Genomic DNA, 25,861 nt, shown 5'->3' on the forward strand with positions numbered 1-25,861 from the left:
CGGGGATCTGGTGGCTCTCTGTCTCTACTCGAGGCGATCGACGGTCGTTCCGCCGCGGGCGGGCTCTCTGATCGGTTCTGTTCGGTTCTGTTCCGAATGGATGTCGGTGTGGCCGATGCCGGGGGATGGCACCGGCCACACCGGACGATGCTCGCGCGAGGGCGCCGATTACTCGGCGGTGCCCCGCAGCGAGCGCTTGCGGGCCGCGAGCACGGTTCCGGCGCCTGCGACGAGGAGCAGGGCTCCCCCGAGCACGTAGCCGGTCAGCTCGCCGCCGGTGCTGGCGAGGCCGCCTGCACCGCCCCCGGCACCGTTGCCGTTCCCGTTCTCGCCCTCGTCGCCCGGGCCCTGGCCCGGGTCGTCGCCGACGTTGAGGGTGACGGCGTCGGACTCCGCGACCACGGCGTGATCGTGGTCGTAGAGCACGGCCTTGATCTGCGCGCCGTCATCGCCGTCGACGATCTCGTACTCGAGGGCGTCGCTGAGGGCGCCGTTCAGAACGGAGAACTCGTCATCGCCTGAGCGCTGGATGAACCAGTGCCAGTGATCCTCACCGGTCTCGGGATCCTGCACCGCGTTCAGCGAGGCGACGTCACCGATCTGATACTCGTCGGCCAGGCCCTCGATCGTGATCGAGGTCTGCGGGGCCGGCTCGGAATCCTCGGCCACGTTGAGCGAGACCGGGTCGGACTCGGCGACCACCGCGTGATCGTGGTCGTAGAGCACGGCCTTGATCTTCGCATCGTGGTCGCCCTCGGCGACCTCGTACTCGAGCGCGTCGGTCGACGCCCCCGAGATCACGGAGAACTCCTCATCGCCCGCGCGCTGGATGAACCAGTGCCAGTGATCCTCACCGGTCTCAGGGTCCTGCACCGCGTTCAGCGACGCGACGTCGCCGATCTGATACTCGTCGGCCAGACCCTCGATCGTGATCGAGGTCTGCGGCTCGGGCTCTTCGCCGTGATTCTCGACGTGGATGGTCACCGGCTCGGAGGAGACGTACTCCTCACCGTTGTCGTAGGTGAGGCGGGCCATCACCCGGGCGCCGTCGAACTCGTCGGAGACCTCGAACGCGTACTCGGCCGAGTTCTCGCCTTCCACGGTGGTCCACTCGTCTTCACCCGGCAGCTGCACGAGCCACTCGAAGCGGGTGAGGACCGACTCCGGGTCGACGCTCGCCGTGAGGGTCGCGGTGTCGCCGGAGTGGTAGTGGTCGGAGAGGCCGCCGACCGTCACCTGCTGGTGCGCCGGGGCGCCGTGGTCGTCCACCTCCACGGTGACCGCGTCGGCTGCGAGCACGTTGCCGTCGGCGTCCAGCAGTTCCGCGGTGACCTCGGCGTTGTTCAGCGCCTGCTCGGCGATCATCTGGAGCTGGGCTCCGGCAGCGCCGTCGACGCGGACGGGCTCGTCCTGGTCCACGCGCTGCACGTACCAGCGGAAGCTGCCGCCTTCGACGGCGGGCTCGGCGTTGGCGGTCAGGGTGATGGGGTTGCCCTGGTGGTAGTGATGCGCGAGGCCCGAGATCGTCAGGTCGTACTCCGGCGCCGGAGCCTCGCTGGGAACGTTCAGCGCCACCGGGTCGGACTCGGCGACCACGGCGTGATCGTGGTCGTAGAGCACGGCCTTGATCTTCGCATCGTGGTCGCCCTCGGCGACCTCGTACTCGAGCGCGTCAGTCGACGCCCCCGAGATCACGGAGAACTCCTCATCGCCCGCGCGCTGGATGAACCAGTGCCAGTGATCCTCACCGGTCTCAGGATCCTGCACCGCATTCAGCGAAGCGGTGTCGCCCACCTCGTATGCATCGGCCAGGCCCTCGATCGAGATCGTCGTCGCGGGGGTCTCGTCGCCGCTCGCCTGGATCGTCACGGGCTCCGATACGACCTGGATCGGCGGCAGGTCGAATCCGTCGACGCCGAAGTCGCGGCCGCCCGAGACGGTCGCACGGTACTGCGCGCCATCAGCTGCTGCGACGGTGAGTGCCGCCGCGGTCTCTCCGTCGAGCAACTGCCACTCGGCATCGTCCGAGGCGCGGGTCTCCCAGGCGAAGCTGCCGAAGTTCGCACCCTCGGGTGCCTGGACAGCGGACAGGGTGACCTGCTCGCCGCTCTCGAACTCGCCGTCGGCGCCGGAGATCGACAGACTCTGCGGTGCGGGGACCACGGTGAAGGTGTAGGTGGCCGAGTTGGTGGTGCCGGTCTTGCTGCCGTCGGCGCTCGCCACGTCGGCCTGGGCCGACAGCGTGTAGGTGCCGGGCTGGGTGAAGCCCCAGTTGATGTGCTCGTGGTTGAGCGAGGACTGGTGGATGGTGCCCGGGAGCTTCCAGCCCTCATTCAGTCGCTGGACAGGCGTGCCCCCGCGTCCGGTGGTCCACAGGTAGGCCTCTCCCCCGTCCGGCGCCGCCTGCACGTCCACGTTGATGTCCACGGTCGCGTTGGAGCCGAAGTGGGACTGCAGGTTCATGCTGTCCCAACCGGGCCACAGGAGATCGGGGTCGTCGAGCGGGGTCAGCGGCAGGTAGTACAGATCCTGCGGCGCGTCGGCGGGGGCATCTGCGGAGGTCAGATTGATGGCGTAGGCATCGCTCTTGACCTGCAGGTTCACGTTCTCGGGACTGCGGAGCACGCCGTTTCCGGTGACGTCCTCCTTCAGCATGAGCTGCGGATTGTTGTCCTCATCGAGGTTGAGGAAGAAGGTGTCGACGTGGCCGCGGTCGAGGGTGACCGGATCGTCGAGCACCTCCGCCGCGAACGCCGGGGTCGGAGCTGCCAACCCGGCGAGAAGCGCGAGGGCGCCGACTGCGGCGCCACCTCGCAAGCGGGAAGAGACGGTCATTGATGTGCCTTTCTCATCCGGAACAGCGGGTTCCGAATAGTTAATAACAAGAATCATTATCGATACACACTCAGGAAGCGGCCAGGATCGAATCATCCGGCGGAGCTTCACCCCGGCGGCGCCGGCCCTGAGCGGGGCATGCGGTCTACTGCTGGTTGTCAACCTCCTCACGATGTCGGAGCGACTCGAGCCCTTCGGGCCCGCAGCCGCAGCGCGGCGCTCCCCCTGCGGCAAGATGGTCGAGCCGGTGGGAGTGGCCGGAAGCGGAACGACCGGGAGACCCCGCACGGTCTCTCATCGCCATGGTTCGCAGCCACCTCCCTGGCCGGCTCATTTACCAACCATAGATGATATTGATTCTCATTTATAATTAGACCTCAGCCTAATCAGATCCCCAGTGAACGTCAATATGGGGGGGTTCTTGCGCGTCACGGCGCACGCACCCACCGGCGATAGGCTGGGACGACTCGCAGACGAGAAGGGGGACGGCATGAGCACGGAACGAGTAGCGGTCGTCACAGGAGCGGCGCGGGGCATCGGTCGCGCGACGGCGATCGCGTTCGCGCGTGCGGGGTATCGCGTCGCGGGCGTCGATATCGCGGCTCCCGCCAGCTCCGCGATGGACTACGGCCCCGCCACCCCCGAGGATCTCGTGCAGACCGGGAGGCTCGTGGAGGATGCCGGTGGCGAGTGGCTGCCGGTCATCCTCGATCAGCGGGATCGTGCGGCGGTGAGCGAGGGGTTCGCGCAGATCGTGGAGCGGTTCGGCGGCGGCGAGCCGACCGGCGACGTCGAGCAGGACGAGCGGACCGCGGCGGATGCGCAGCGGAAGAAGCTCCCCCTGGGTGTCCCGTGGATCGAGCCCGAGGACGTCGCCCCGCTGGTGGTGTTCCTCGCCTCCGAGGAGGCGCGCATGGTCAGCGGCACGAGCTTCGCCGCGACCGGAGGCGACAGCGCCAACTTCACGGCGTGAGGGCGAGCCCCGGCCGCCCCCCCGCGCTCCTCGGCGCCCAGCTGCTCTTCAACGTCGGCTTCTACGCCGTCGTCCCGTTCATCGCGGTGGTGCTCACCGAGGACTTCGGAGTGGGCGGAGCGGCCGTCGGACTCGTCCTCGGCGTGCGCACCTTCGCGCAGCAGGGCATGTTCCTCGTCGGCGGCGCGCTCACCGACCGGATCGGCGCCCGGACGACGATCCTCTGGGGCTGCGCGGTGCGCATCGCGGGCTTCCTCGCGCTGGCGGCCTCGCTCTGGACGGAGGAGCCGCGTCTCGGCCTGTTCATCGGCGGGACGGTGCTCACGGGGCTCGGCGGGGCGCTCTTCTCGCCCGGTCTCAACACGCTCGTCGCCGAGGCCGAGCTGGCGCGGTCCCGCGCGGATCCCGCTCCGGGACGGCGAGCCGCGCTCTTCGCCTGGCTGAGCGTGACCGGCGAGGTCGGCGCCGTCGTCGGGCCGCTGATCGGCGCGGCGCTGCTCGACTGGGGGTTCGCCGCCGTCGCGGGCTCGGGCGCCGGTTTCTTCGCCGCGATCAGCGCGTTCCTGTGGTGCGCGCTGCCGCGGGAGCCGGATCGGCGGCAGTCCGCGAGGCGGGACCCGAATGGTCGGCGGCGCCATCGGAATCGCGACGCGACGCGACGCGCACCGGGGTCGCCGCGACCGGGCTGGGCCTCGCTCAGGGATCGCCGCTTCGCGGCGTTCGCCGCGCTGCACGCGGCGGATCTGCTCGCCTACAATCAGCTCTACCTCACCCTGCCGCTCGAGCTGCGCAGCATCGACTCCGCCCCGCAGCTCGTCGGCCTCATGTTCGCCTGGGTCTCGATCCTCACGATCGTCCTGCAGCTGCCGATCGCCCGCTGGTGCGCGAGGGTCGGATCGGCGACGGCGCTGCGCACCGGGTACCTCACGGGTGCCGCCGGCTTCCTCGTCCTCGCCACGGGCTCCGCCGCCCGCATCTCCCCGCAGGCGCACCTCCTGGCGGTGGTGCTCGCCGTCTCGTGCCTCACGCTCGGGCACCTGACGGTGAACCCGACGGCACTGGGGCTCGTGCCCGGCTTCGCGCGCGGCGGCCCCACCGGCTCCTACTTCGGACTCCTCGCGAGCTGCGGAGGCGTCGCGGTGCTCGTCGGCAACCTCGCCGCGGGCGGGCTCTTCGCGTTCGCGTCCGCGACTCCGGCGCCGTCGGCGGCGGCCGCGCTCCCCTGGGTGTTCATCGCGGCGCCGCTCCTCCTGTCGGCGACGCTCGCCCCGCGGCTCGTCAGACCCCGGGTCTGACCGCCGCGCATGCGAAACGGCCCCGACCGCGGGAATCACTCCCGGGCCTGGGGCCGTTCTCATTCGCGTGCGCGAGGGGGGACTTGAACCCCCACGCCCTAATACGGGCACTAGCACCTCAAGCTAGCGCGTCTGCCAATTCCGCCACCCGCGCGAATGTTGCTGCTTCGGCCGATCCGCTCTCGCTCACCGGCCGAACAGATAATAACTTAGCACGGATCACCCGCACCTCACGAATCGGGTCGGGCCCGCCGGGCGCGTCGCCCCCGATCGGGCTGATCCCGCCCACGGGATCCCGGCCCGCGGCCCAGCCTGGTCAGCCGTCGCTCATGCGCAGGCGCCGGCGCAGCAGTTCGATCCGCTTCTGCAGCTGGGTCACGCTGGCCTGGGCCACCGCTGGGCCGCCGCATACGCGGCGCAGCTCGGTGTGGACCGCGCCGTGAGGCTCGCCGGAGACCTTCGACCACATGCCGACCAGGCTGTTCAGCAGCTTGCGCTGCTCGCCGAGGGTGCGGTGCAGCGCCTCGGGCGCCTGAGCGCGCTCGGGCGGGTGCTCCAGCAGGCCCTGCTTGGTGGCGCTGCGCTTCGCCTGCCTCGCCTGCCGCTGCTGCAGCAGCGCCCGCACCTCCTGCGGCTCGAGCAGCCCGGGGAAGCCGAGGAAGTCGAGCTCCTCCTCGCTCTCGACCTCGGCGTAGCCGCCGAACTCGGCGCCGTCGAACACGGCGCGGTCGAAGTGCGCGTCGGATCCGAGCGCCTGGTATCTGAATTCCTCGCCCTCCGCGAGCTCGGACGAGGCGCGATCCTCGCGCTCCGCCTCGGCCATGAGCGCGGCCTCAGCGTCCCACATCTCCTCGGCCGATTTCGGCCCCTCGAGCACGTGGCCGCGCTCCTTCTCGAGCTCGGCGGCGAGCTGCATGAGGGCCGGCACGTTCGGGATGAACACCGAGGCGACCTCGCCGCGCCGCCGCGACCGCACGAAGCGGCCGATCGCCTGGGCGAAGAACAGCGGGGTCGACGAGCTGGTCGCGTAGACGCCGACCGCGAGGCGCGGCACGTCGACCCCCTCCGACACCATGCGCACGGCGACCATCCATCGGGAGTCGCCCTTGGAGAAGGCGTCGATGCGGTCGGAGGCCCCCGCGTCGTCGGAGAGGATCAGCGCGACCTCCTCGCCGGTGAGCCGGTGCAGCTGCTGCGCGTAGGCCTTCGCGGAGGCGTGGTCGGTCGCGATGACGAGGCCTCCGGCGTCGTGGATCTGATGCCGCACCTCGGTGAGGCGGCGGTCCGCCGCCTGCAGCACCTTCGCGATCCACTCGCCGGACGGGTCGAGCGCGGTGCGCCAGGCCTGGGAGGTCACATCCTTGGTGTTCCCCTCCCCCAGCGCGGCCTCCATCTCCTCGCCCGCCGAGGTCTGCCACCGCATCTTGCCCGCGTAGACCATGAAGATCACGGGGCGCACGATGCCGTCGGCCAGCGCGCGCCCGTATCCGTAGTCGTAGTCGGTCATCGAGATCTTCGAGCCGTCGCCCTGCGGGGCGTACTGCACGAACGGGATCGGCGCGTCGTCCGAGCGGAACGGCGTTCCCGTCAGGGAGAGCCGGCGCTTCGCGGTGCCGTAGGCCTCGCGGATCGCGTCGCCCCAGCTGAGGGCGTCGCCGCCGTGGTGCACCTCGTCGAGGATCACGAGCGTGTCGGTGGCCTCCGTGAGCAGGCGGTGCTGCACGGGCTTCATCGCGACCTGCGCGTAGGTGACGGCGACGCCGTGGAAGTGGCCGCCGTAGCCGAGGCCGTCCCCGTTCGCATAGTGCGGGTTCAGCCTGATCCCGGCCCGTGCCGCGGCGTCGGCCCACTGCGTCTTCAGATGCTCGGTCGGCGCGACCACGATCACCTGGTCGACGGTGCGGTTGGCGCGCAGGATCGACGCGAGCCTGAGCGCGAACGTCGTCTTGCCCGCGCCGGGCGTGGCGGACGCGAGGAAGTCGCGCGGCTCGGTCTCGAGATAGCGCCGGATCGCCTCCTCCTGCCACGCCCGGAGCGTGCCCGCCGTTCCGTGCGCGGCGCGCTCCGGATACGCCGGAGGGAGGTGTTCGGCGGCACTCGTCCCGGGGAGGTGGAGGCCGTGGTCCGAATCTGTCACAACGTTCTAGACTAGCCGGTAGAAGCGACAGGTCCCATCACGACCGCGCTCGAGAGAGGGAGGGACCAGTTGCCCGAGGAGCACTCGACGACCACGCCCGAGGAGCAGGGCATCGAGCTGCCGTGGTCGCGTTTCGTCGCGATCGGCGACTCGTTCACCGAGGGCGTCGGCGATCCCGAGGCCGAGAGCCCGGGCGGGCTGCGCGGGTGGGCCGACCGGTTCGCCGAGGTGCTGGATCGCTACGACGACGAGTTCGCCTATGCGAACCTCGCGGTGCGCGGCAAGCTCATCAAGCAGGTCGCCGAGGAGCAGGTGAACCAGGCCCTCGATCTGCGCCCCGACCTCATCTCGGTGTGCGCCGGCGGCAACGACGTGATCCGGCCGGGGTCCGACCCCGACGAGGTGACGGCTCTGCTCGAGCGGGTGGTGGAGCGCCTGCGCGAGGGAGGCGCGACGGTGCTGATGTTCACGGGCGTCGACGTCGCGTTCCAGCCGGTCTTCCGGTCGATCCGGGGCAAGGTCGCGATCTTCAACGAGAACGTGCGCAAGATCGCGCAGAAGCACGACTGCGTCGTCGTCGACCAGTGGGCGATCGAGGAGCTGCAGGACAGCCGCTACTGGGCCACCGATCGGCTGCACCTGAACGCGCTCGGCCACCACACGATCGCCCGGGCGGCGCTCGACGCGCTCAACGTGCCTCACGAGCTCCGGCCGCTCGACCCGCCTCCCCTGCCCGTGCGGAGCTGGCGGCAGGCCCGCAAGGAGGATGTCGTGTGGGCCCGCGAGCACCTCGTGCCGTGGGTGATCCGCCGCATCAAGCATCAGTCGTCGGGCGACCACGTGCAGCCGAAGCGCCCGGAGGCCGTGACGATGCGCGCGCCCCGCCACGGCGGCGCCGCGGAGTGACCGCCCGCGAACGGACCGTTTCAGGATCGCGCGGCGCGACGGCCGCGCTGCTCGCCCTCGCGCTCGGCGGCTTCGGGATCGGCGCCAACGAGTTCGCCGCGATGGGCCTGCTGCCCGAGATCGCCCACGACCTGCTGCCGGCGCTCAGCGCGCGTGCGCCCGAGGAGGCCTACGGCCGCACGGGGATCCTGATCTCCGCCTACGCGCTGGGCGTGGTGGTCGGCGCGCCGACGATCGCCGCGTGGGTCGCGAAGTACCCCAGACGGCGCGTGCTCGTCTGGCTGACGGCGGCCTTCGCGATCTTCACCGCGCTCTCCGCGATCGCGCCCACCTTCGAGACGGCCGCCGTCGCCCGGCTGCTCGCGGGGATCCCGCACGGAGCGTACTTCGGGATCGCCTCCCTCGCCGCTGCGGACCTCATGGGGCCGGGTCGGCGCGGGCGCGGCGTCGCGGCGGTGCTCTTCGGGCTGACGGTGTCGAACGTGGTCGGCGTGCCGGCGGTCACCTCGCTGGGCCAGTCCTCCGGCTGGCGGGTCGCGTTCCTCGCGGTCGCCGGGCTGTTCGCCCTCGCCGCCGCTGCGATCGCCGTCTCCCTGCCCCGCATGCCGGGCTCCGCGGGGGCGACGATCCGCTCCGAGCTCTCGGCGCTCGGCAACGGCCAGGTGTGGCTCGGCATGGGGATCGGCGCGATCGGTTTCGGCGGCTTCTTCGCGGTCTACAGCTACGTCTCGCCGCTCGCCACCGGCTACACCGGCCTGCCGACGGCGTCGGTGCCCTGGATCCTCGCCACGATCGGACTCGGCATGACCCTCGGCAACCTGTTCGGCGGCAGGCTCGCGGATCGGGACCCGTTGGCGTCGCTCGCGAGGATCCTCCCGCTGCTCGGGCTCGCGCTCGCGGGCCTGGCCCTCACCGCCCGGTTCCCCGCTGCGCTCGTCGCGGGGCTGTTCCTCGTCGGCATGCTCTGCTGCGTCATGACGCCGTCGGTGCAGGTGCGCCTGATGGACGTCGCGGGATCGGCGCAGACGCTCGCCGCCGCCATCAACCACTCCGCCCTCAACATCGGCAACAGCCTCGGGGCGGCGCTCGGCGGGGCCGTGATCGCCGCGGGGTGGGGTCTCGTCTCCCCCGTCTGGGTCGCCGTGGCGCTGAGCGCGGGCGGGTTCCTGCTCGTCGTGCTGAGCCGCGGGCTCGAGCGCCGCGCGCAGGCGAGGGGATAGCTGTCGCTCGGAGCCCCGGGCGCGTACCCTGGGGCTATGGCGAATCTCACGAAGGAACTTGCAGACACCGTGACCTCGGTCGGCGTGCACGCCGCCTACGGCGACGCCGTCGAGGTGGAGGGCACGACCATCATCCCCGTCGCGGCGACCTGGTACGGCTTCGGGGCCGGCGAGGGCGGCGCCGGCGGCTCGGCGGCCGAGGGCGAGGGATCGGGCGGCGGTGGCGGCGGCGCGTCGCTCCCGGTCGGCGCCTACGTCACCCGCGACGGCTACACCCGCTTCGAGCCGAACACCATCGCCCTCCTCGTCGTCGGCGTGCCGTTCGTGTGGGTCGCGGGACGCGTCATCGCGCGGATCGTGCGCGCGCTCAAGCGCTGATCACCCGACCCCGTCGCTCCCCGGCGTCCAGACCCACGGCCGCCGGGGCAGCAGCTCCGGGTCGAAGCGGTCGATGAGGAGCCGGGCGCTCGGGCGCTCCCCCCGGGAGGCGAGCCCGAGCGACTCGGCGAGCATGCCGCGTGCGGCGCCGGCGTCGGTGCCGCACTCGCGGAGCTCCGCGAGCGTCACCGCTCCGTCGCGCTTCGCGAGGCGAGCACCGTTCGGCCCCAGCACGAGCGGTACGTGGGCGTACTCGGGGGTGTCCAGTCCCAGCAGCCGCTGCAGCAGGATCTGTCGGGGCGTGGACGGAGCGAGGTCGTCGCCGCGCACCACCTGGTCGACGCCCATCGCGGCGTCGTCCACGACGACCGCGAGGTTGTAGGCGACGGTGCCGTCGCCGCGCCGCAGCACGAGATCGTCGACGGCCCCCGACATCGGCCCGAGCAGGGCGTCGTCGAAGCCCAGCTCCGAGAGGCCCTCCGGCGCGCGCAGCCTGAGCGCCGGGCGTCGCGGCGCGATGGCCTCCCGAGCGGCGGCGCGCTCGGCGTCCCCGCGGTTCCTGCAGGTGCCGGGGTAGGCGCCCGGCGGCGCATGGGGTGCCGTGGGCGCCGCGAGGATGTCCCGGCGGGTGCAGGTGCACTCGTAGACGAGGCCGCGCGCGTCGAGGGAGGCGATGGCCGCCTCGTGGTCGACGGCTCGATCGGTCTGGATCACGGGGTCGCCGTCCCAGTCGATCCCGATCGCGGCGAGGTCGCGGAGCTGGGAGGCCGCGGCGCCGGCGTCGCGGGCCCGGTCGAGATCCTCGATCCGCATGAGGAAGCGGCGCCCGCTCGAGCGGGCGAAGAGCCACGCCACGAGCGCCGTGCGCAGGTTGCCCAGGTGGAGGTCGCCGGAGGGGCTCGGCGCGTAGCGGCCGGCTCCGACGCCGTCGCCGGTGCTGCCGCCCCCGAGAGTAGATCGCTCCGATTCCCGCATCCCGCGATTCTCCCACGTCGGCCGCCCCGTCCGCAGAGGATCGCCGCCTGTGTTGGTCCATCGCGGAAGCCCCGCATTGGTCCATCGCCCGGACCGGTGGAAGGATCGGTGCCATGCGCGTTCTCTCCATCCAGTCTTCGGTCTCCTACGGGCACGTCGGCAACTCGGCGGCCGTGTTCCCCCTGCAGCGCCTCGGCATCGAGGTCATGCCCGTCTTCACGGTCTGCTTCTCGAACCACACCGGCTACGGCTCCTGGCGCGGGCCCATGCTGACCGGGGACGACGTGCGGGAGATCGTCACCGGCATCGAGGAGCGCGGCGGGCTCGACGGCGTGGACGTCGTGCTCTCCGGCTACCAGGGCGGCGACGACATCGGCGACGCCATCCTCGACGCCGTCGCCCGTGTGAAGCGCCGCAGCCCCGATGCGATCTACGCCTGCGACCCGGTGCTCGGCAACGCGAAGTCGGGCTGCCATGTGGCGCCGGAGGTGCAGGACCTGATCCGGGATCGGGTCGTGCCGCGCGCCGACCTCATCACCCCGAACCAGTTCGAGCTCGGATTCATCACGGGTACGAGCCCGGACACGCTCGACTCGACGCTCGAGGCCGTCGACCGCGCGCGCGAGCTGGGGCCGAGTACGGTGCTCGTGACGAGCGTCGAGCGCCCGGATCGCCCCGACGGCACCATCGAGATGCTCGCCGCGGCGGGCGAGGAGGCCTGGATCGTCCAGACCCCGCACCTGCCCTTCACGGTGAACGGCTCGGGCGACGTGACCGCGGCCCTGTTCTCGGCGCACTTCGCGCGCACCGGCGACGCCGCCGATGCGCTCGCCCGCACCGCGTCCAGCGTGTTCGAGCTGCTGGAGAACACCCTCGCCGCGGAGAGCCGAGAGCTGCGGCTCGTCGAATCCCAGGAGGCGTACGCCCGCCCGAGCATGCGCTTCGAGCCGCGCCGACTGCGCTAGTCTCGCGCGGGCGGCTTCAGCGCAGCTCGCCCGCCTCCATGCACGTGAGGAGGGCTTCGAGCGCGCGCAGCACGGTCTGGCGGAGCACCTCCTGCGGATCCGCGTCGAGCTCCACGAGTTCGATGTTCTGCCGGCCGCTCCTGCCCACCGTGCCGATGTAGACCGTGCCCGGCGGCCGCCCGTCCTGGGAATCGGGTCCGCCGGCCCCCGTCACCGCGACGGCGTAGTCGGCGCGCAGCAGCTGCCGCACCCCCACCGCCATCCGGGCCGCGGCTCGCGCCGAGACCACGGGACCCTCCGGAACGCCCAGCACCTCGTGCTTCACGCTGCGGGCGTAGGCGACGAGACCGCCCCGGAACCACTCGGATGCGCCCTCCGCCGCCGCCAGGTGCGAGGAGAGCAGGCCTCCCGTGAGCGATTCGGCGCTGGCGACCGCGAGCTCCCGGTTCCTCGAGACCTCCGAGATCGCGGCCAGCACCGAGAGCGCCTCGGGCAGGGGCGAGGCCAGGTCGGTCGACTGCTGACTCATGCGCGGCTCACTCGCCGGGAGCGGGGTAGCCGCGATCAGACAGCAGCCGCGCGAGGTGCGCCGCGTTCGCCGCCGCCGTGCGCGTGGCCGACGCCGTCGCCTGGGGGGTCTCCTCCAGGTCGAGGTAGTCCGTCTTCTGCATGGCCTCTCCGTTCCAGTAGGTGCAGCCCTGGGCGGGGATGGTGCAGCCGAAGTCGTCGAGCGCCTGGAAGAGCTGCGCGACGCAGGCGTGCGCTCCGTCCTCGTTGCCGACCACCGCCACGAGCGCGACCTTGTCGAAGAGGCTCGGCCGCCCGTCGGCCTGCGTCTCCGAGAGCTCTGCGTCGAGCCGCTCCACCACCCGCTGGGCGACGCTGGAGGGCCGGCCGGCCCACGTCGGAGTGCTGATGACCAGGATGTCCGCGGCCATCACCCGTTCGCGGATCGTCGGCCACTGATCGCCCTCGCCCATATCGGTCTCGACGCCCGGCGCGACGTCGTGGTCGACCACCCGGATCTCGGCCCCCGGAATGCCCAGCTCACCGAGCTCGGAGAGGATCTGCTGGGCGATGCGCGAACTGCTGGACGGAGCGGGCGACGGTTTGAGCGTGCAGGTGAGCGCGACGGCGTTGAGGCCGTGCGGGGATCCTGCGGAGGAACCGCCCGCGGCTCCCGTGCTCGTCGGTTCGGGGTTCGGGTTCGAGGTACTCATGTCTCCGAGTCTGCCCGTGCGAGCCGACCGGGCAAGCGGCTTGACGAGAAGGTCGGCCGTGGTCTACGGGCGCGGCAGTCACCCGTCGATGTCGGTCCGGAGCAGCCTCAGCGTGCACTGCTCGTCCACGCTGAGGTAGCGGCGGGGGCGCATCCGCTTCCGGGCGGCGCGCACGCGGTCGAACGCGTCCCCCCGCTCGTAGGCGGCGAGGATTCTCGGGTCGATGTACGAGGAGCGCGTCACCTCGGGCGTGTTGCCGAGGCGCTCGGCGACCTGCTTCACGACCCGCCGCGCGGCGTCTGCGCGGTCGGCTCCCCCGTCGCGCCCGTCGTCCGTCTCCTCGAGGAGCGCCGCGGCCGCCAGCACCGTGCCTCCCCACGTGCGGAAGTCCTTGGCCGAGAACTCCTCTCCCGCGTACCGCTTCACGTAGGCGTTCACGTGACGGCTGTTGACGTCGTGCCAGCTCCCCTCGTCGTCGATGAAGCGGAAGACCTCGTAGCCGGGCGCATCCCGCAGCTCCCCGAGAATGCGCGCCATCCGCGGATCCCGCACCTCGATGCGGTGCCGCTTGCCGCTCTTGCCGATGAAGTCGAAGGACGCCTTCGTCGAGGTGGTCCGCACATGCTTCCTCCGCAGCGTCGTCGCCCCGTAGCTGCGGTGCCGCTCGGCGTACACGTGGTTGCCGACGCGCAGCAGGTGGCGGTCCAGCAGCGTCACGACGCACGCCACCACCTTGTCGCGCCCCGGCCTCCTGCGGCGCAGATCGCGCTCGACCTGGCTGCGCAGCTCGGGGAGCCGCTCGGCGAAGCGCTGGAGGCGGTCGAACTTGGCCCGCTCCTGCTTTCTGCGGAAGGCCGGATGGTAGATCGCCTGAGTGCGGCCCGCCGCATCGGTTCCCCGTGCGAGGATCTTGGCGGACGGCGAGCGGGAGATCTCGACGTCGGTCCACGCCGGCGGGATCGCGAGCTTCTCGATCCTCGCGATCTCGCGTTTCGAGGTGATGAGCCTGCCGCGCAGGCGGTACGCGAAGCCCTCATCGACGGCCTCCCGCGAGATCGACAGGCGGGCGCGTCGCGATCGAGTCCCCCGAGCCAACGGCTCTCCCCTCCCCGCAGCCCGTGGGCTAGCATGAGTTCATCATCAGACGTGCGTCGGATATGCGATGTATCGAGTATGCACGCTCGGGGCCGGACACGCCCGGCCCTTGCGGAACGGAGAAGGCTGGTGCTGAGAATATGAAGACTCCCGAGCGTCCCACCACCGTCGTCCGCGAACGCACCCGGCACCCGCTGGCGGTGCGCACCCTCGAGGTGGCAGCCGTGCGCCGCGTGGTTCCCGCGATCGCGCGGATCACCCTCCGCGGAGAGGACCTGCGGGGCTTCACCGCTCCCGGGCCCGCAGACCACGTCAAGGTGTTCTTCCCGCGCCCCGACGGGGGCGAGCTGATCATGCCGCTCGTCACCGAGGAGGGCATCAAGAAGCCGAAGGCCGGCAAGCCGCTCTCGCGGGACTACACGCCGCTGGCCTTCCGCGAGGCGGGCGATCACGGCCCCGAGCTCGACATCGACTTCGTGCTGCACGGCGACGGCGGGCCAGCATCGGCCTGGGCGGCGCGAGCGCGTCCGGGCGACCGGATCGGCGTGGCCGGCCCGCGCGGCTCGCAGCTGACTCCCACGGGGGTGACCGAGGCGATCCTGGTCGCCGACGAGACCTCGCTCCCCGCCACCGCGCGCTGGCTCGCGGCGTTCGGACCGGAGACACCCGTGACCTGCCTCGTCTCGGTCGAGGATCCATCGACGGCGGCCTACCTCGAGGAGACCGCGAACACCGTCCCGGGCTCCGGACCGGCGGGACGAATCGTCCGTTGGTTCTCCGGCCCCGGCCGGGACGTCGAGCGGGAGGCGGCGTTGCGCGCTCTCGCCGTACCGGAGGGCGGTTTCGTCTTCCTGGCGGGAGAGGCGCGGGCCCTCATCCCCCTGCGGCGCTACCTCCGGAGAGAACTGCGTCTGCCGAAGCAGCAGGTCTCCGCCGACGGCTACTGGAAGCGCGGAAAGGCCGACCTCGATCATCACGCACCGCTCGATCCGAGCGATCCCGATGAGTGAGGCCGGCCTCCGGTGCGGGAGCGGGACGCCGACGCGCCCGAGCCCCTGCGCCTACTCCGCGAAGTGGGAGAACAGGAACCAACGGTCCTTGTCGAGTTGCTGAGCGATCGCGATCGCGATGTCCTGGCTCACCGGGTCGACCTCCTCGAGCCCCCGAACGGCGGCGTAGACGGTCTCGAGCGTCGCGTCGATCTGCGCGACGACCTCGCGAACGGTCACCTTGGACTGCTGGAACCCGGCGCTCAGCGCGGGGGTCGAGGCGCGCTCGGCGACCGTTCCCAGTCGGGCGTCGACCGGCAGGCCGAGAGCGACGATCCGCTCGGCGACCGTGTCCGCTCCGTCCTGGGCATGCTCCACTACGACGTCGAGGAACTCGTGCACGCCGATGAAGTTCTCGCCCCGCACATGCCAGTGCGCCTGCTTGCCGTTGACCGCGAGGGCGACGAGATCGTGGACTACCGGGCTGAGGTAGTGCTCGACGCCGGTGGGGCGGCTGTAATCGCCCTGGGCTGCGGGAACCTGAATCTGCTTGGTGGCCATGTCGCTGGTCCCTTCTGTGATCGATGATGACGATCCGTGTGATCTGACACTCTCAAAGATACGCCGATTTCCGCACCGCGCAAGCAAGGTGAGGCTAGGCTAAACCCCAGATCAAGGGCAGGAAAGGTAAGGCTAAGCTGTCACCGGCGCCGGGTGCCGAAGATCGTCCGGGTGATCTCCCGGCCGATCTGGGTCCCGGCCGAGCGCAGCGCCGAGCCGATCGCCTGCTCGATGGTCCCCCTGCGCCGCTGCGCCGCCCGCTCGGCCGACCGACGGGCCCGCTCCGCTTCGGCCTCGGCCCGCTTCTGCGCCTTCGCCGCGGCGGCGGCCTCCTCCCTGGCCCGCTTCTCGGCGGCGGCCGCCGCCTCGGCCGCCTGCGTGTCGCGCTGCCGCTGCAGCTCGGCCGCGGCGGCCCGCTCGGCCAGCTTCTCGGCGGCCGACACCGGATCCACGGCCTTCGCGTACTTCTCCGTCAGCGGGGAGGCCGCGGCCAGCGCGCGGACGGTCGCCTCCTGCGCCGAGCCCATGACGGAGGCCGGCGCCCAGATGCTCGCCGCCGCCACCGGTGTGGGCCGTCCATCCGGCCCGAGCACCGTGACGACGGCCTCGCCCGTGCCGAGCGTCGTGAGCACCTCGGCGAGATCCAACTCCGTGCTCGGAAAGGTGTTGACGGTCTGCCGGAGCTTCTTCTCGTCGTCGGGCGTCGAGGCGCGCAGCGCGTGCTGCACGCGGGAACCGAGCTGGGCGAGCACGTCGGCGGGGATGTCCTTCGGCGTCTGGGTCACGAACACGACCCCCACCCCCTTGGAGCGGATCAGTCGCACGGTCTGCACGACCTGGCGGAGGAACTCCTTGGTCGCATCCGCGAAGAGCAGGTGCGCCTCGTCGAAGAAGAACACCAGCTTCGGCCGTTCGGGGTCGCCCACCTCCGGCAGTTCGGAGAACAGATCGGCCAGCAGCCACATGATGACCGTCGTGACGAGCGCGGGCCTGCGCGACATGTCGCCCACGCCGAGCAGCGAGATCACGCCCCGACCGTCGACCAGGCGCATGAGATCGGCCGTGTCGAAGCCCGGCTGCCCGAAGAACTCGCCGCCGCCCTGGGCCTCCAGGGCCGTGAGGGCCCGCAGGATCACGCCGGCGGTGGCCTTGGAGACCCCGCCGAGGGAGGCGAGCACCTCCTTGCCGTCCTCGGACGTGAGGTGCGCGATCACCGCGCGCATGTCCGAGAGGTCGACGAGCTCGAGGCCCTGCGCGTCGGCCCAGGCGAAGATCAGCTGCAGCGCCTGCTCCTGCGTGGTGTTCAGGTCGAGGGCGCGCGCCAGCAGGATCGGGCCGAAGTCCGAGATCGGCACGCGCACCACGGCACCGGGGGCCTCGGACTCCACGCCGCTGAGCCCGAGCAGCTCGACCGGGAAGGCGTTCGGCTGCCACGCCTGGCCGTTCTGGCCGGTGCGCTGCTGCAGCTTCTCGGAACTCGCGCCCGGTTCCGCGAGGCCCGTGAGGTCGCCCTTCACATCGCACAGCAGCACCGAGCTGCCGGCGGCGGAGAGCCCCTCGGCGAGCAGCTGCAGCGTGCGGGTCTTACCTGTGCCGGTCGCGCCGGCGACCAGCAGGTGCCGGTTGAAGACGGCGAGCGGCATGCTCACGGTGACGTCGGGGACGGGCACTCCCCCGTCGAGCAGCGTGCCGATCGTGATCGAGGGATCATCGAAGGCGTACCCCTCGGCGACGCCCCGGGCGAAGGACGAGGTCTCCCCCGCGACGGAGGGCGCGACGGGGCCGGTCTCCTGCGGCGCTTCCGGCGCCGCCTGCGCCTCCGCCGCCTCGACGTGCGGCGCGCCTCCTGCCTGCCCTGCGTCGTTTCCCTCCGCCTGCGCGAGCGCGGCGCGGGCGGCCTCGGCTTTCGCGCGAGCGGCCTCCGCCTCCGCCTCCTTCGCCCGGGCCTCCGCCTCGGCCAACCGGATGCGCAGGGTCTCGACGTCGTCGCTCATGCCTGCGATGCTACCGCGAGTCGGAGGCCGTGCGACCGCCGCCGAGCTCAGCGGATGTAGACGTCGAGATGGTTGCCGAAGGTGCCCCGGTCGTAGATCTTGCCTCGGGAGCCGAAGGGCGTGTCCACGACGGTGCCCTTCGGAGCCGAGCCCGCGAGCACGATGTAGCCGTCGCCGTCGCTGACGTACCCCGCCGCGTTGACGTGGCGACCCGGGATCTGCAGCCCCTGCCCCGGGAGCACCTGCTGACTGTAATAGGTGAACTTGTACCCGCCCCAGTTGACGACTCCGCTGAACATGAACTGCTCCAGCGTGTAGAGAGCGTCGGACGGCGGCTCGTCCTCCGACGCCGCGCCGGCCGATCCCGAGTCGCCGGCACCCGCCCTCGGCACCTCTTCCACCGCGGAGACGTCGACGTCGAACCCGGGCTCCGACGCATCCGCGGAGGTCAGCCCCTGGGCGTTCCGGCTGTCGTGCACCGCCGCTCGACCCTCGTCGGCGAACGCCGTCGACATCGAGAACGGCGCGGTGACGACGCTTCCGAAGAACACGAGGGCCGCGGCGGCCGCCCCGACGCCGCGGGCGCGGGACCACGGGGACGAGGCGGAGCGGGAGACCGGGAGAACGACAGGCACAATGTAACGATTGTATCTCACGCTGTCGCCCCTGGGCTCGGATCACCGCGCCGGCGGGAACACGCGCCGCTCGCCGACGCGGACTTCGATCGTGCCGTCGCCGCGGACCCCGCTTGGTAGAAGTGCTGGCGCGCACGCCGCCCCGCACTCATTTTCTGCAGGGGCCGGCAGCCGTGCGGCCAGCGGGGGCGTCCCCGGCGACCGCGTCGACACGGGGTTGCCCACGCCCATGCGGGCTTCGCAGTGGCGATGCGGTCGGCCGATTCGATCAGGAGAGTTCCGTCTCACCGAGCCGCTGTACCTGATGAGCCTGATCGGAACAGCACTGCTCTTCGCCATCGGCCTCCTGACGCTACTGTTGCCGAGCCACGATGACGGGGACACTCGGAAGGCCGTGACGATTCTCGGCACGATCACCGCGTTCGTCGCCGCTGCCTGGGTGGTGCCCGCGGGAGCCACCTTCTACGCGGAATCGGTAGAACAGGCCTCGCTCGGGACCTGGATGCTGGTGTTCGTCGTGACGCTCTGGTACGGGCTGATCCCGAGGTTGCTGATCCCGCGCGAAGAACAGCCCTCCCGCTGATTCTTCACCCCCGCCGGTACTTCTCGCGAGTGTCCGTGGCGATGCCGCCGAGCAGGCCGTTCTCGGGGTCGAGAAAGCACCGAACCCGCTCTCGGAGCGTCGCCGGCCGCCGATGCGGAACCTCACCCGCCAGGACAGACCCGTCCCTGTTGGTGCGGGAACGAACGGAAACCATGAGCACATCTCCTGCCGATATTGGCGAAGATGTTGGCACAGGATGAAACCCTGTCACAGTATCCGGGAAATGCCTGCTCATGAGGCGATTTAAGAGTGGGGCTCCTACGCCACTACTGCAATCTTGAATTTACGACCCGTCAAATTGATGACCTAATCATCAAAGCACAAGCGCAACTTCAGCCCATCGCCCCCGTAAGAGCACCGCTCCCTCCGCGCGCGGCCAGGGCGGGGAAGCACCTGCCGCGGGAGACTGAATCATCGATCATCTCAGACTATGAATCAGGGCTGGCTATGAATCAGATCGCCGAGAAATACGGGATCCACCGTGTGACAGTGAGCATCGTGCTCGGTCGCAACGGCACCTCTAAGCGCCCGAAAGGCCTCAACGATCATCAGAAAGCCAGAGCTGTTGAACTTTACGAGTCCGGGCTCTCGTTAGCGACAGTGGGTAAGCAACTCGGCTTCAACGCCACGACGATTCGGGCGGCCCTCCTTAAACAGGGTGTCTCCATGCGCGATCCCCACGGCCGGGCACGGTAGCTAGTATCTGCTGTGATCCACGCGTTCGAGAGTGTCCAGGCTCACGGCAAGGGTTCAGAGCTTCAATCAGAATCAGTTCCTGAAACTAAGCGGTTACCGTACTTATCGACACCGTGGTGATCGTACATTGCAGAGAGATCTTCCGTGGCCGCTCCCTCAAAACGATATCCGCGTTTGATCGGCAAGACATGGACGGTAACGTGTGAGGCGTCACGTCGTGCCTCCCACGCGCCATCTTCTCCCACCACCTTCTGCACGGGCTCGGGTTCAAGTAGCGCGAGGATCGTGTCGATGACGCCATTGTCGCGCGGGTCAAAGGCGACGATCCACTGCCAGATCGCGCTTCCCGGAGGCCGCTCCTGAAAGCGCTGATGTCCGTCGATCCATTCATGGAGGGGCTTTCCGGCACCCCACATAAAACGTGCCTGAGCGCCCGGTGGCAGAACGGCTTCCTGCATCGCTGAGAATGTGACGGTCTTCGGAAGCGGTAGTCGTGGGCTTCCCTGGTCGTCTTCCTCGACAAACACTGCCTCGCTCGGCAGCCTTACGCGCGCGCTCGTACGTCCTTCATTGGTCAGGACGGCAAACCCTCGATACCAAATGAAGGTATCTCTATTCCGAGGCCATGCGAGCATGCGGTCCCCGAGCGGCTGGGAGCGCTCGATCGATTGCGGATCCAATAGGCGAAGCTGGCCCGCATTCGGCATTCCGTCCCTGTGTCCATCGACAAGCGGGCCTATCGCGGGTGAGAAGTCAACGGTGACTCTCGGGGCGTCTTGATCAGCTCGTGCGCGGATAGCTTCCTGCTGCACCTCGAGCGCTACCTTGACGGAATCAGCAGAGTTCTTAGCCTGCGCTTCTGCGGTAGCGGCTTGGCGTTCGCCCAACTTGATGAGTCGTCTGTTGTCTCGAGCCTGACGGAATGCGAAGAAGGCGAGCGCGAGCGTTCCCAGTCCTGTCAACAGATTTATCAAGTTTCCGATATCCGTAGCGGTCAGGCTGCGAAGCCAGTCGCCAAGGCCTAGCAAGAGAGATGCATGCAGAGCGTCGAGTGCTAGGGCAAACTGATTTTGCATGACTCCATCATGCCCTCTCGATGGCTACCACTTCGGACTCCTGTGACACTTCGAGGCCTGCTGCTGCGGTGTATCTAGTTCCTGTTCAGCCCGTGCCTGCGAGTATCGAGCGCGGTCTTGAAGTGGCTCTCGGCAGCATCAATAACCGAAGCCGGTGTCGCCGGGTCAAACACTCGTAGCAGCGAGAAGCGGAAGCTTGCCGGGTTGAGGCTTCGTAGTTCCACGTTCCCGCCGTGCCCATTTGCGGCGTAGACGTTCCATCGTTGCCGAATGCTCTCCGCCCCGTCGGCCTTACCGACGTATTGGCGGCCATCGCGCGTATCCGTGATGAGATATACGCCCATGACCGAAGACAATGCGGTGCGCCATGAGGCGTAGCGGTGTTCGCGCATCACCGCTTGGAGCAGCGCATAGTCAAGGATGAGGTGATCGAACCCCGGGAAGGGTACTGGTTCCGCGTCGGCGATGCCCATGACGGCGTAACTCGCCGCTGTCGCGGCCCGCATCCACCAACTGCGCGGCGAGCGCCACTCGATCACCAAGCGATGCTGGAGATCCTCCATGTGCTCCGATGCAACAAGATCGAAGACTCGTCGCTCGCCATCGTTAGTGACCTCTCCTCGGTTCTCAAGCACCGACCAGAGCCGCGCCTGGTCACCGCCCTCCTTGACGAAGACGACCCAGAAGCGCGGTGGCACCGAAGGGAACCGTTGGGGGTCCGCTGCCTGATTCCAGGTGTACTCGAGGATCTCCTGGTCGGTCGAGTCTGCGTGGATGCCGGAGAAGCCATTTTCGTGCTGTTTCACGTACGCATGCCGAATGACAAGCGCGTCGGCTAGGTCGATACCCGCGTCGCTCAGAATCGGGCCAAACGTCAATGCCATAGATGAGAGTTTCTTCCTGTCCGAGGCGCACCAGAGGTGTCATGTACCAGCTTGCCACGAGACGCAGACAGGCTTGCCAAGGCGGTACGGGAATGGATCCACGTCGAGGAAAACGGAGTGATGACTGTCACCCTTGACTTCTTTTGCCTCTTGGCGCATAGTCAGACGCTGAAGTATGACGGAACGCAATTCTCACCCCTCTACAACACCTCTCGACCAGAACAGGTCGTTCCCTTCTGGCGTCACGGTCCTGCGATTAGAAATGCTCAACGGCGCCGACGGCATGGCCGAGTTCTATTCGCCGGCCCCTCAGAAGATCAAAGCGGTTCTCCCGCGGGCAGCGTTTCAGCAAGTCATGGAGAAGCTGCCAGAGGTCTTCGATGATGCGGCGTGGTTGGAAGTCACGCTACTCAAGGACGTCGGCGGGATCCTGGAACTAGCCGTGGAGGATCAGCTGAAGCATCGAGTGTTTGTGGCGGAGGGACTCTTCGACGATATGTCGGCATTCGTCTGGGACAACGCCCCCAGTTCCTGTTCGCAGCGCGACCCGTTGGCCGCTACAAGAACCCGTTTCCGGTACTAGAACACGATATTCGCTCTCGCGTAGCCCTTGATCCCCTGCGCCGCAAGATACGACGCCTCTACGAAGATGAGAAGCTCACCATTGCGGAAGTAGGGAAACGAGTCGATCTCTCACATGATACCACCGCGAAATACCTCGGAGAAGTAGGCGGCCAACTTCGAGAGCCAGGCATTCCACGCGTGAACCTGGATCTCGAGGTTGCTCGACGCATGTACCTACAAGACAAGCTCTCGCTTGAGGCGATCGGGGAACGCTTCGGCACGACAGGAAGCACGATTTACTGGAAATTCAAGAAAGCAGGCATTCCGATCCGTTCGCGTGCTCCGAGCTACGACAAGAACATCGCGAAGATACGCCACCTCTACGAAGTGGAGAAACGGTCCATGAATGAAGTGGCAAAGATCATGGGTCAGAAACCGGAAACGATCGCGAAATATCTCCGTCGAGCAGGCGTCGAGATACGGTTAGACGCACGACAGTTAAATCGTCGCAAGTAGAAGACGAGACCCTTCTTGTTCTGTTATCCGCAGAAGCCTCGCCCTCAGAAGTGTTGACGAGCGGCATGGAAGCGCCCAGCTGTACTGCCTGGATTTGCACCCCGGACGGTGACACACATCTGCCCCGAACTAGCGCTGCAGGTCGAGCAGGGTCTGCTGAGTGGGCCTTCACTCGGCTTGGCACTCGAGGCAAGAAGCGCCTCCGGGCTCAAGCTCGAGGCGATCACAAGCAGAAATACGAAGACTCCGAAATCATCGGGGCGGTACTCTTCCACGTCTTCTGCGATGAGCCCAGCCCACACGAGCAAGGCGCTATATGCAACGACCACCAGGCGGCGAGCTACTCGATCTGACCACTCAGGAAACTTCTCTTGCACGCGGACAGCAACCTGAGCAGCGCGCACCCAAACCGACTCCAAGACAGGGTCAGCCCCTTCGAGCAGCTCACCTTCAATTGAGGCGATGTCCTCCTCTGCGAGGTTGTGGCCAAGGTGGTCCACAACCTCGAGGATGAGCTCATCCGAGACAGCAGCAGGTGATTCGACTGGAAGGGAAACCGACGCTACTTGCCTGATGAGCCTGTCTACGTTCAAAGCCTCTATTGAAGCAACTGCCTGCGCGAGTATGTTCTGCGTCACCGAGGTTGCATTCGCTGCCACCGCGAGCAGCCGCGCATCAGGAAGCATCGCGTTAGTAGCGCGGGCAAGCTCCTGCCATCTGATGTTCTGGGCTGCTGACGCGTACGTCTTACTCATCTGCTCGGTCATGCGCGTCACCCGGACGGCGTCCGCAATGAGCTTGCTGCTGTCGAACGTCTGAAGGCGTGCTATCGCTTGTTGTGCGATCTCCCCGTAGGAGGAGCGCGCAAGGGCAGCCGCTGCCGAGGTAAGCGCATCATGATTGGTGACTTGCGCGGCCAACTTCGCCAGGTCGATCCCTGCAAATGCCGACAGTGTGGTGATCTCACGCGTGGCACCCATAGCGATGGCGCTCTGCGCTAAGCTCCGGCGCGCCCGTGGTTCAGCCATGCTTCCATCCTTTCAGGAGGCGCATTCATTTTCTAATGTGCCCCAGGGTGGTGAGGGAAGACGGACTGCAGTTCTCATGTAGCACCACTCCGAGAACGCTAAGAACGGGTGTACTGGCACTCTGTCGTAAACGTGTTGCGAAAGGAAAGCGGCGGTCGAGCCGGAGAGCACGAGATAGTGCTCATCCAGCCACGACCGCCGTGATAGAGAAGGACAGCGAAGCCCACTACAAAACCTATGGCTAGCCTTACCAAACGGCGTTTACGAAGACACCGATTGCAGTAAGCCTCTTATGGTGGATCTGAGGGGACTCGAACCCCTGACCCCCTGCATGCCATGCAGGTGCGCTACCAGCTGCGCCACAGACCCGTGGAAGTCGGACGAATTCTCCCCCGACAACTCTTCTATTCTAAACCACCCGAGGGAGGCTATTGCAAATCGGCCGCACCCCCTGGCGTGTCAAGCACCGATGCGAGATTGATCGCCGGGCAGTCCTTCCACAGCCGCTCGAGCTGATAGAAGTCGCGCTCCTCCTGATGGAAGACGTGGACGATGAGATCGCCGAAATCGAGCAGGATCCAGCGGCCGCTCTCACGACCCTCGCGGCGCACCGTGCGCACGCCTGCGTCGTTCAGCGCGTCCTCGATCGCGTCCGAGATCGACTGGACGTTGCGCTCGACGCTGCCGCTCACGATCAGGAAGGCGTCGGCGAGGCCGAACTGCTCGGCCACGTCGAGCGCGACCGGCGCCGTAGCCCCCTTGTCGTCGGCGGCGCGCACCGCGAGCCCCAGGTCTCTCAGCACGTCACGGGATTCAGTCACGGTTACCTTTCACACGCATCATCGTTCTCGGAGTCGGCTCAGCCGAACATCCCGTTGCTGGCGCCCCAGACCACCAGGGCGCCCACGCCGAGCAGGAGAGCCCCGCCGGTCAGCGAGAGCACGAGCGGGAGCTTGCTGCGCTCCTTCTTGGTCTCGCTCACCACGGGAACGCTGGAGGGCACCATCGCGCTGACCGCGCGTCGAGCGGCCACGGGCCCGGATCCCTGCTCCCTCGCCGCCTGGTGGTCGAACGCCGTATCCTCCGAGTCGACCTCCACGGACTCGTGCAGAGCCGCATGGCCGCCCGTCTCCCCCAGCGACCTCGGCAGATCGATCGAGCCGGTGACGAAGAGCTCGCCCGTCTCGCCGATCGGCCCGGAGAGACGCCCGTCGTTGGGCATCGAGGGAAGGATCAGCGCGGAGGTCGACGAGCCGGTGCCGCCCTCCTGCGCGACGGCGCGCGAGATCAGGTCGTCGAAGTCGCCGCCCTGGCCGTTCGCCTGCTGCTCGGGCATCGGCGACGGCGTGACCCGCGTCTCGGGATCGTCGAACACCGACCGCCACTCCTCGGGAGGGACGATGTCGGGGAAGGAGTACCCCTTCGACTGCGAGGAGGCGCTCTTCGCGCCGGGCACGGCGTCCGCTCCAGGCTCCGCGGCCTCCTCCCGGTCCTCAGGGAGCACCTCGGCCTCGGTCGCCGCCTCGGCCTCGGTGCCCGGCGCATCCTGGGGCGCGGGGTCCGGCTGCTGCTCAACGGCGTCCTCGAGCGCGGCCTCCGCGGCGGGCTGCGGTTCGGAGTTCCGGCGCCAGGGCATCCGCCTCCGCGGCTTCTGCTCGCCCGCAGCCGGCACCGCCTCATCCGAGGCCGCGGCTTCGTCCGGCTCGTGCGCCTCTGCGACATCCTCCGCGTCCACCGCCTGCGCCGAGTCCGAGGGGCGCTCCGCCTCCTGCAGATCGGCCACGGTGAACGGCTGGGTCGGCGCGAGCACATCATCGAACGCCAGCCCCCCGGCATCCTCGCCCGCGGCTTCCGCCTGCCGGGCCGCCCGCTCGGCCTCGGCGCGCTCCGCCTCGGCGCGCTCCGCCTCAGCGCGCTCCGTCTCGGCGCGCTCCGCAGCGAGACACCGCTCCTCCGCCAGTCGGGCGGCCTCCTGCTCGCGCGCAGCCTCGGCCAGGCGAGCTGCCTCAGCATCGGCCTCCCGGGCAGCGGCTTCCTCGGCCTCCCGCACCGCTGCCTCTTCGGCCCGCTGGGCCTCGGCCTCCCGCTCGCGCGCAGCCTCGGCGCGGAGCGCCTCGATCGCCTGCGCACGCAGCTCGCGCATCTCACGACGGCTGCGCGGGTTGCCGTTCTCATCGACCGGCGAGATCTCGATCTCGTCGACACCCTCGAGATCGCTGAGATCTATCGCCCCGGTGTCGTCTGCAGCAGGCGACTGCGGCGCCGGCGCCTCGGATTCGGGCGAAGACGATGCCTCGGCCATCTCCCGCAAGCGT

Annotated in this window: 25 protein-coding genes and 2 tRNA genes; 11 read left to right on the top strand and 16 right to left on the bottom strand. The window is 68.9% G+C overall.

Annotated elements, in window-relative coordinates:
- Positions 1-168: 168 nt before the first annotated feature.
- Complete coding sequence (locus tag JD276_RS08740; RefSeq protein ID WP_200115265.1) at positions 169-2,835, bottom strand: choice-of-anchor M domain-containing protein; 2,667 nt, start codon at positions 2,833-2,835, stop codon at positions 169-171.
- A 490-nt stretch (positions 2,836-3,325) separates the two neighbouring features.
- Here JD276_RS08740 and JD276_RS08745 point away from each other — a divergent pair, with 490 nt between their 5' ends.
- Both JD276_RS08745 and JD276_RS08750 read left to right on the top strand, forming a co-directional pair.
- Complete coding sequence (locus JD276_RS08745) at positions 3,326-3,808, top strand: SDR family NAD(P)-dependent oxidoreductase (protein ID WP_200115266.1); 483 nt, start codon at positions 3,326-3,328, stop codon at positions 3,806-3,808.
- Positions 3,805-5,103 (top strand): MFS transporter, encoded by a 1,299-nt coding sequence (locus JD276_RS08750; protein WP_200115267.1) that lies wholly within the window; start codon positions 3,805-3,807, stop codon positions 5,101-5,103. Before JD276_RS08745 ends, JD276_RS08750 begins: the two co-directional genes overlap by 4 nt.
- A gap of 68 nt (positions 5,104-5,171) precedes the next feature.
- On the opposite strand, the gene JD276_RS08755 is transcribed toward JD276_RS08750, so the two are convergent.
- Both JD276_RS08755 and JD276_RS08760 read right to left on the bottom strand, forming a co-directional pair.
- Positions 5,172-5,257, bottom strand: a tRNA-Leu gene (locus JD276_RS08755).
- 162 nt (positions 5,258-5,419) lie between these two features.
- On the bottom strand, positions 5,420-7,240 hold the full coding sequence (locus JD276_RS08760) for a DEAD/DEAH box helicase (RefSeq protein WP_200115268.1): 1,821 nt from the start codon (positions 7,238-7,240) through the stop codon (positions 5,420-5,422).
- Positions 7,241-7,309: 69 nt separating this feature from the next.
- Here JD276_RS08760 and JD276_RS08765 point away from each other — a divergent pair, with 69 nt between their 5' ends.
- From JD276_RS08765 to JD276_RS08775, 3 genes are read left to right on the top strand one after another with little or no spacing between them, the layout of a single operon-like run.
- Positions 7,310-8,146 (top strand): SGNH/GDSL hydrolase family protein, encoded by an 837-nt coding sequence (locus JD276_RS08765; RefSeq protein ID WP_200115269.1) that lies wholly within the window; start codon positions 7,310-7,312, stop codon positions 8,144-8,146.
- Positions 8,143-9,366, top strand: coding sequence for an MFS transporter (locus JD276_RS08770; RefSeq protein ID WP_307866508.1), 1,224 nt, complete (start codon positions 8,143-8,145; stop codon positions 9,364-9,366). The genes JD276_RS08765 and JD276_RS08770 overlap by 4 nt, the downstream gene beginning before the upstream one ends.
- Positions 9,367-9,402: 36 nt before the next feature.
- Positions 9,403-9,744: a spore germination protein GerW family protein gene (locus JD276_RS08775; RefSeq protein ID WP_200115270.1), complete on the top strand. Its 342-nt coding sequence runs from the start codon at positions 9,403-9,405 to the stop codon at positions 9,742-9,744.
- Here JD276_RS08775 and gluQRS read toward each other — a convergent pair whose 3' ends face one another.
- Positions 9,745-10,719 (bottom strand): tRNA glutamyl-Q(34) synthetase GluQRS, encoded by a 975-nt coding sequence (gene gluQRS / locus JD276_RS08780; RefSeq protein ID WP_200115271.1) that lies wholly within the window; start codon positions 10,717-10,719, stop codon positions 9,745-9,747.
- Between the two features lie 113 nt (positions 10,720-10,832).
- On the opposite strand from gluQRS, the gene pdxY reads away from it, so the two are divergent.
- A complete protein-coding gene (gene pdxY, locus JD276_RS08785; protein ID WP_200115272.1) occupies positions 10,833-11,684 on the top strand; it encodes a pyridoxal kinase PdxY in 852 nt (283 codons plus the stop codon).
- A 16-nt stretch (positions 11,685-11,700) separates the two neighbouring features.
- Here the strand turns inward: pdxY and JD276_RS08790 are convergent, their stop codons facing one another.
- The 3 genes from JD276_RS08790 to JD276_RS08800 all read right to left on the bottom strand — a co-directional run bounded on the left by JD276_RS08790 (position 11,701) and on the right by JD276_RS08800 (position 13,999).
- Positions 11,701-12,213, bottom strand: a complete 513-nt coding sequence (locus tag JD276_RS08790) for a CinA family protein (RefSeq protein ID WP_200115273.1) — start codon at positions 12,211-12,213, stop codon at positions 11,701-11,703.
- Between the two features lie 7 nt (positions 12,214-12,220).
- Positions 12,221-12,904 carry a flavodoxin family protein gene (locus JD276_RS08795; protein ID WP_200115274.1) on the bottom strand — a complete coding sequence of 228 codons (684 nt, stop codon included), beginning with the start codon at positions 12,902-12,904 and terminating at the stop codon, positions 12,221-12,223.
- A 78-nt stretch (positions 12,905-12,982) separates the two neighbouring features.
- Positions 12,983-13,999: a DNA topoisomerase IB gene (locus tag JD276_RS08800; protein ID WP_200115275.1), complete on the bottom strand. Its 1,017-nt coding sequence runs from the start codon at positions 13,997-13,999 to the stop codon at positions 12,983-12,985.
- A 140-nt stretch (positions 14,000-14,139) separates the two neighbouring features.
- Here JD276_RS08800 and JD276_RS08805 point away from each other — a divergent pair, with 140 nt between their 5' ends.
- Complete coding sequence (locus tag JD276_RS08805) at positions 14,140-15,009, top strand: siderophore-interacting protein (protein WP_200115276.1); 870 nt, start codon at positions 14,140-14,142, stop codon at positions 15,007-15,009.
- A 51-nt stretch (positions 15,010-15,060) separates the two neighbouring features.
- Here the strand turns inward: JD276_RS08805 and JD276_RS08810 are convergent, their stop codons facing one another.
- The 3 genes from JD276_RS08810 to JD276_RS08820 all read right to left on the bottom strand — a co-directional run bounded on the left by JD276_RS08810 (position 15,061) and on the right by JD276_RS08820 (position 18,178).
- Complete coding sequence (locus JD276_RS08810) at positions 15,061-15,549, bottom strand: Dps family protein (protein ID WP_200115277.1); 489 nt, start codon at positions 15,547-15,549, stop codon at positions 15,061-15,063.
- 140 nt (positions 15,550-15,689) lie between these two features.
- Entirely contained in the window at positions 15,690-17,543 is a 1,854-nt protein-coding gene (locus tag JD276_RS08815; RefSeq protein WP_200115278.1) for a helicase HerA-like domain-containing protein, read from the bottom strand.
- 47 nt (positions 17,544-17,590) lie between these two features.
- The gene (locus tag JD276_RS08820; RefSeq protein WP_200115279.1) at positions 17,591-18,178 is read right to left on the bottom strand and encodes a hypothetical protein; all 588 of its coding nucleotides are present in this window, start codon (positions 18,176-18,178) and stop codon (positions 17,591-17,593) included.
- Positions 18,179-18,188: 10 nt separating this feature from the next.
- Between JD276_RS08820 and JD276_RS08825 the strand changes: the two genes are divergently transcribed.
- On the top strand, positions 18,189-18,761 hold the full coding sequence (locus JD276_RS08825; RefSeq protein ID WP_200115280.1) for a hypothetical protein: 573 nt from the start codon (positions 18,189-18,191) through the stop codon (positions 18,759-18,761).
- Positions 18,762-19,229: 468 nt separating this feature from the next.
- Positions 19,230-19,478: a helix-turn-helix domain-containing protein gene (locus JD276_RS08830; RefSeq protein ID WP_200115388.1), complete on the top strand. Its 249-nt coding sequence runs from the start codon at positions 19,230-19,232 to the stop codon at positions 19,476-19,478.
- A 62-nt stretch (positions 19,479-19,540) separates the two neighbouring features.
- Here JD276_RS08830 and JD276_RS08835 read toward each other — a convergent pair whose 3' ends face one another.
- Both JD276_RS08835 and JD276_RS08840 read right to left on the bottom strand, forming a co-directional pair.
- Positions 19,541-20,554, bottom strand: a complete 1,014-nt coding sequence (locus tag JD276_RS08835; RefSeq protein ID WP_200115281.1) for a hypothetical protein — start codon at positions 20,552-20,554, stop codon at positions 19,541-19,543.
- Between the two features lie 74 nt (positions 20,555-20,628).
- Positions 20,629-21,438 carry a GIY-YIG nuclease family protein gene (locus JD276_RS08840; RefSeq protein ID WP_200115282.1) on the bottom strand — a complete coding sequence of 270 codons (810 nt, stop codon included), beginning with the start codon at positions 21,436-21,438 and terminating at the stop codon, positions 20,629-20,631.
- Between the two features lie 175 nt (positions 21,439-21,613).
- Here JD276_RS08840 and JD276_RS08845 point away from each other — a divergent pair, with 175 nt between their 5' ends.
- The gene (locus JD276_RS08845; protein ID WP_200115283.1) at positions 21,614-22,021 is read left to right on the top strand and encodes a hypothetical protein; all 408 of its coding nucleotides are present in this window, start codon (positions 21,614-21,616) and stop codon (positions 22,019-22,021) included.
- Positions 22,022-22,200: 179 nt separating this feature from the next.
- A complete protein-coding gene (locus JD276_RS08850) occupies positions 22,201-22,518 on the top strand; it encodes a hypothetical protein (RefSeq protein WP_200115284.1) in 318 nt (105 codons plus the stop codon).
- Positions 22,519-22,562: 44 nt separating this feature from the next.
- Here the strand turns inward: JD276_RS08850 and JD276_RS08855 are convergent, their stop codons facing one another.
- From JD276_RS08855 to JD276_RS08870, 4 genes are all read right to left on the bottom strand, one after another.
- On the bottom strand, positions 22,563-23,546 hold the full coding sequence (locus JD276_RS08855) for a hypothetical protein (RefSeq protein WP_200115285.1): 984 nt from the start codon (positions 23,544-23,546) through the stop codon (positions 22,563-22,565).
- Positions 23,547-23,839: 293 nt separating this feature from the next.
- Positions 23,840-23,915 (bottom strand) — tRNA-Ala (locus tag JD276_RS08860).
- 59 nt (positions 23,916-23,974) lie between these two features.
- Positions 23,975-24,367, bottom strand: coding sequence for a ribosome silencing factor (rsfS, locus tag JD276_RS08865; RefSeq protein WP_307866509.1), 393 nt, complete (start codon positions 24,365-24,367; stop codon positions 23,975-23,977).
- 38 nt (positions 24,368-24,405) lie between these two features.
- Positions 24,406-25,848 carry a hypothetical protein gene (locus JD276_RS08870; RefSeq protein ID WP_200115286.1) on the bottom strand — a complete coding sequence of 481 codons (1,443 nt, stop codon included), beginning with the start codon at positions 25,846-25,848 and terminating at the stop codon, positions 24,406-24,408.
- Positions 25,849-25,861: the final 13 nt, after the last annotated feature.

The sequence above is a fragment of the Leucobacter chromiisoli genome (assembly GCF_016522505.1).
Taxonomy (GTDB): domain Bacteria; phylum Actinomycetota; class Actinomycetes; order Actinomycetales; family Microbacteriaceae; genus Leucobacter; species Leucobacter chromiisoli.

Coding starts and splice junctions, on each gene's coding strand:
- JD276_RS08740 (WP_200115265.1), bottom strand. CDS start 2,835: ATGACCGTCTCTTCCCGCTTGCGAGGTGGCGCCGCAGTCGGCGCCCTC.
- JD276_RS08745 (WP_200115266.1), top strand. CDS start 3,326: ATGAGCACGGAACGAGTAGCGGTCGTCACAGGAGCGGCGCGGGGCATC.
- JD276_RS08775 (WP_200115270.1), top strand. CDS start 9,403: ATGGCGAATCTCACGAAGGAACTTGCAGACACCGTGACCTCGGTCGGC.
- gluQRS (WP_200115271.1), bottom strand. CDS start 10,719: ATGCGGGAATCGGAGCGATCTACTCTCGGGGGCGGCAGCACCGGCGAC.
- pdxY (WP_200115272.1), top strand. CDS start 10,833: ATGCGCGTTCTCTCCATCCAGTCTTCGGTCTCCTACGGGCACGTCGGC.
- JD276_RS08790 (WP_200115273.1), bottom strand. CDS start 12,213: ATGAGTCAGCAGTCGACCGACCTGGCCTCGCCCCTGCCCGAGGCGCTC.
- JD276_RS08795 (WP_200115274.1), bottom strand. CDS start 12,904: ATGAGTACCTCGAACCCGAACCCCGAACCGACGAGCACGGGAGCCGCG.
- JD276_RS08805 (WP_200115276.1), top strand. CDS start 14,140: ATGAAGACTCCCGAGCGTCCCACCACCGTCGTCCGCGAACGCACCCGG.
- JD276_RS08810 (WP_200115277.1), bottom strand. CDS start 15,549: ATGGCCACCAAGCAGATTCAGGTTCCCGCAGCCCAGGGCGATTACAGC.
- JD276_RS08815 (WP_200115278.1), bottom strand. CDS start 17,543: ATGAGCGACGACGTCGAGACCCTGCGCATCCGGTTGGCCGAGGCGGAG.
- JD276_RS08830 (WP_200115388.1), top strand. CDS start 19,230: ATGAATCAGATCGCCGAGAAATACGGGATCCACCGTGTGACAGTGAGC.
- JD276_RS08835 (WP_200115281.1), bottom strand. CDS start 20,554: ATGCAAAATCAGTTTGCCCTAGCACTCGACGCTCTGCATGCATCTCTC.
- JD276_RS08840 (WP_200115282.1), bottom strand. CDS start 21,438: ATGGCATTGACGTTTGGCCCGATTCTGAGCGACGCGGGTATCGACCTA.
- JD276_RS08845 (WP_200115283.1), top strand. CDS start 21,614: ATGACGGAACGCAATTCTCACCCCTCTACAACACCTCTCGACCAGAAC.
- JD276_RS08855 (WP_200115285.1), bottom strand. CDS start 23,546: ATGGCTGAACCACGGGCGCGCCGGAGCTTAGCGCAGAGCGCCATCGCT.
- JD276_RS08870 (WP_200115286.1), bottom strand. CDS start 25,848: ATGGCCGAGGCATCGTCTTCGCCCGAATCCGAGGCGCCGGCGCCGCAG.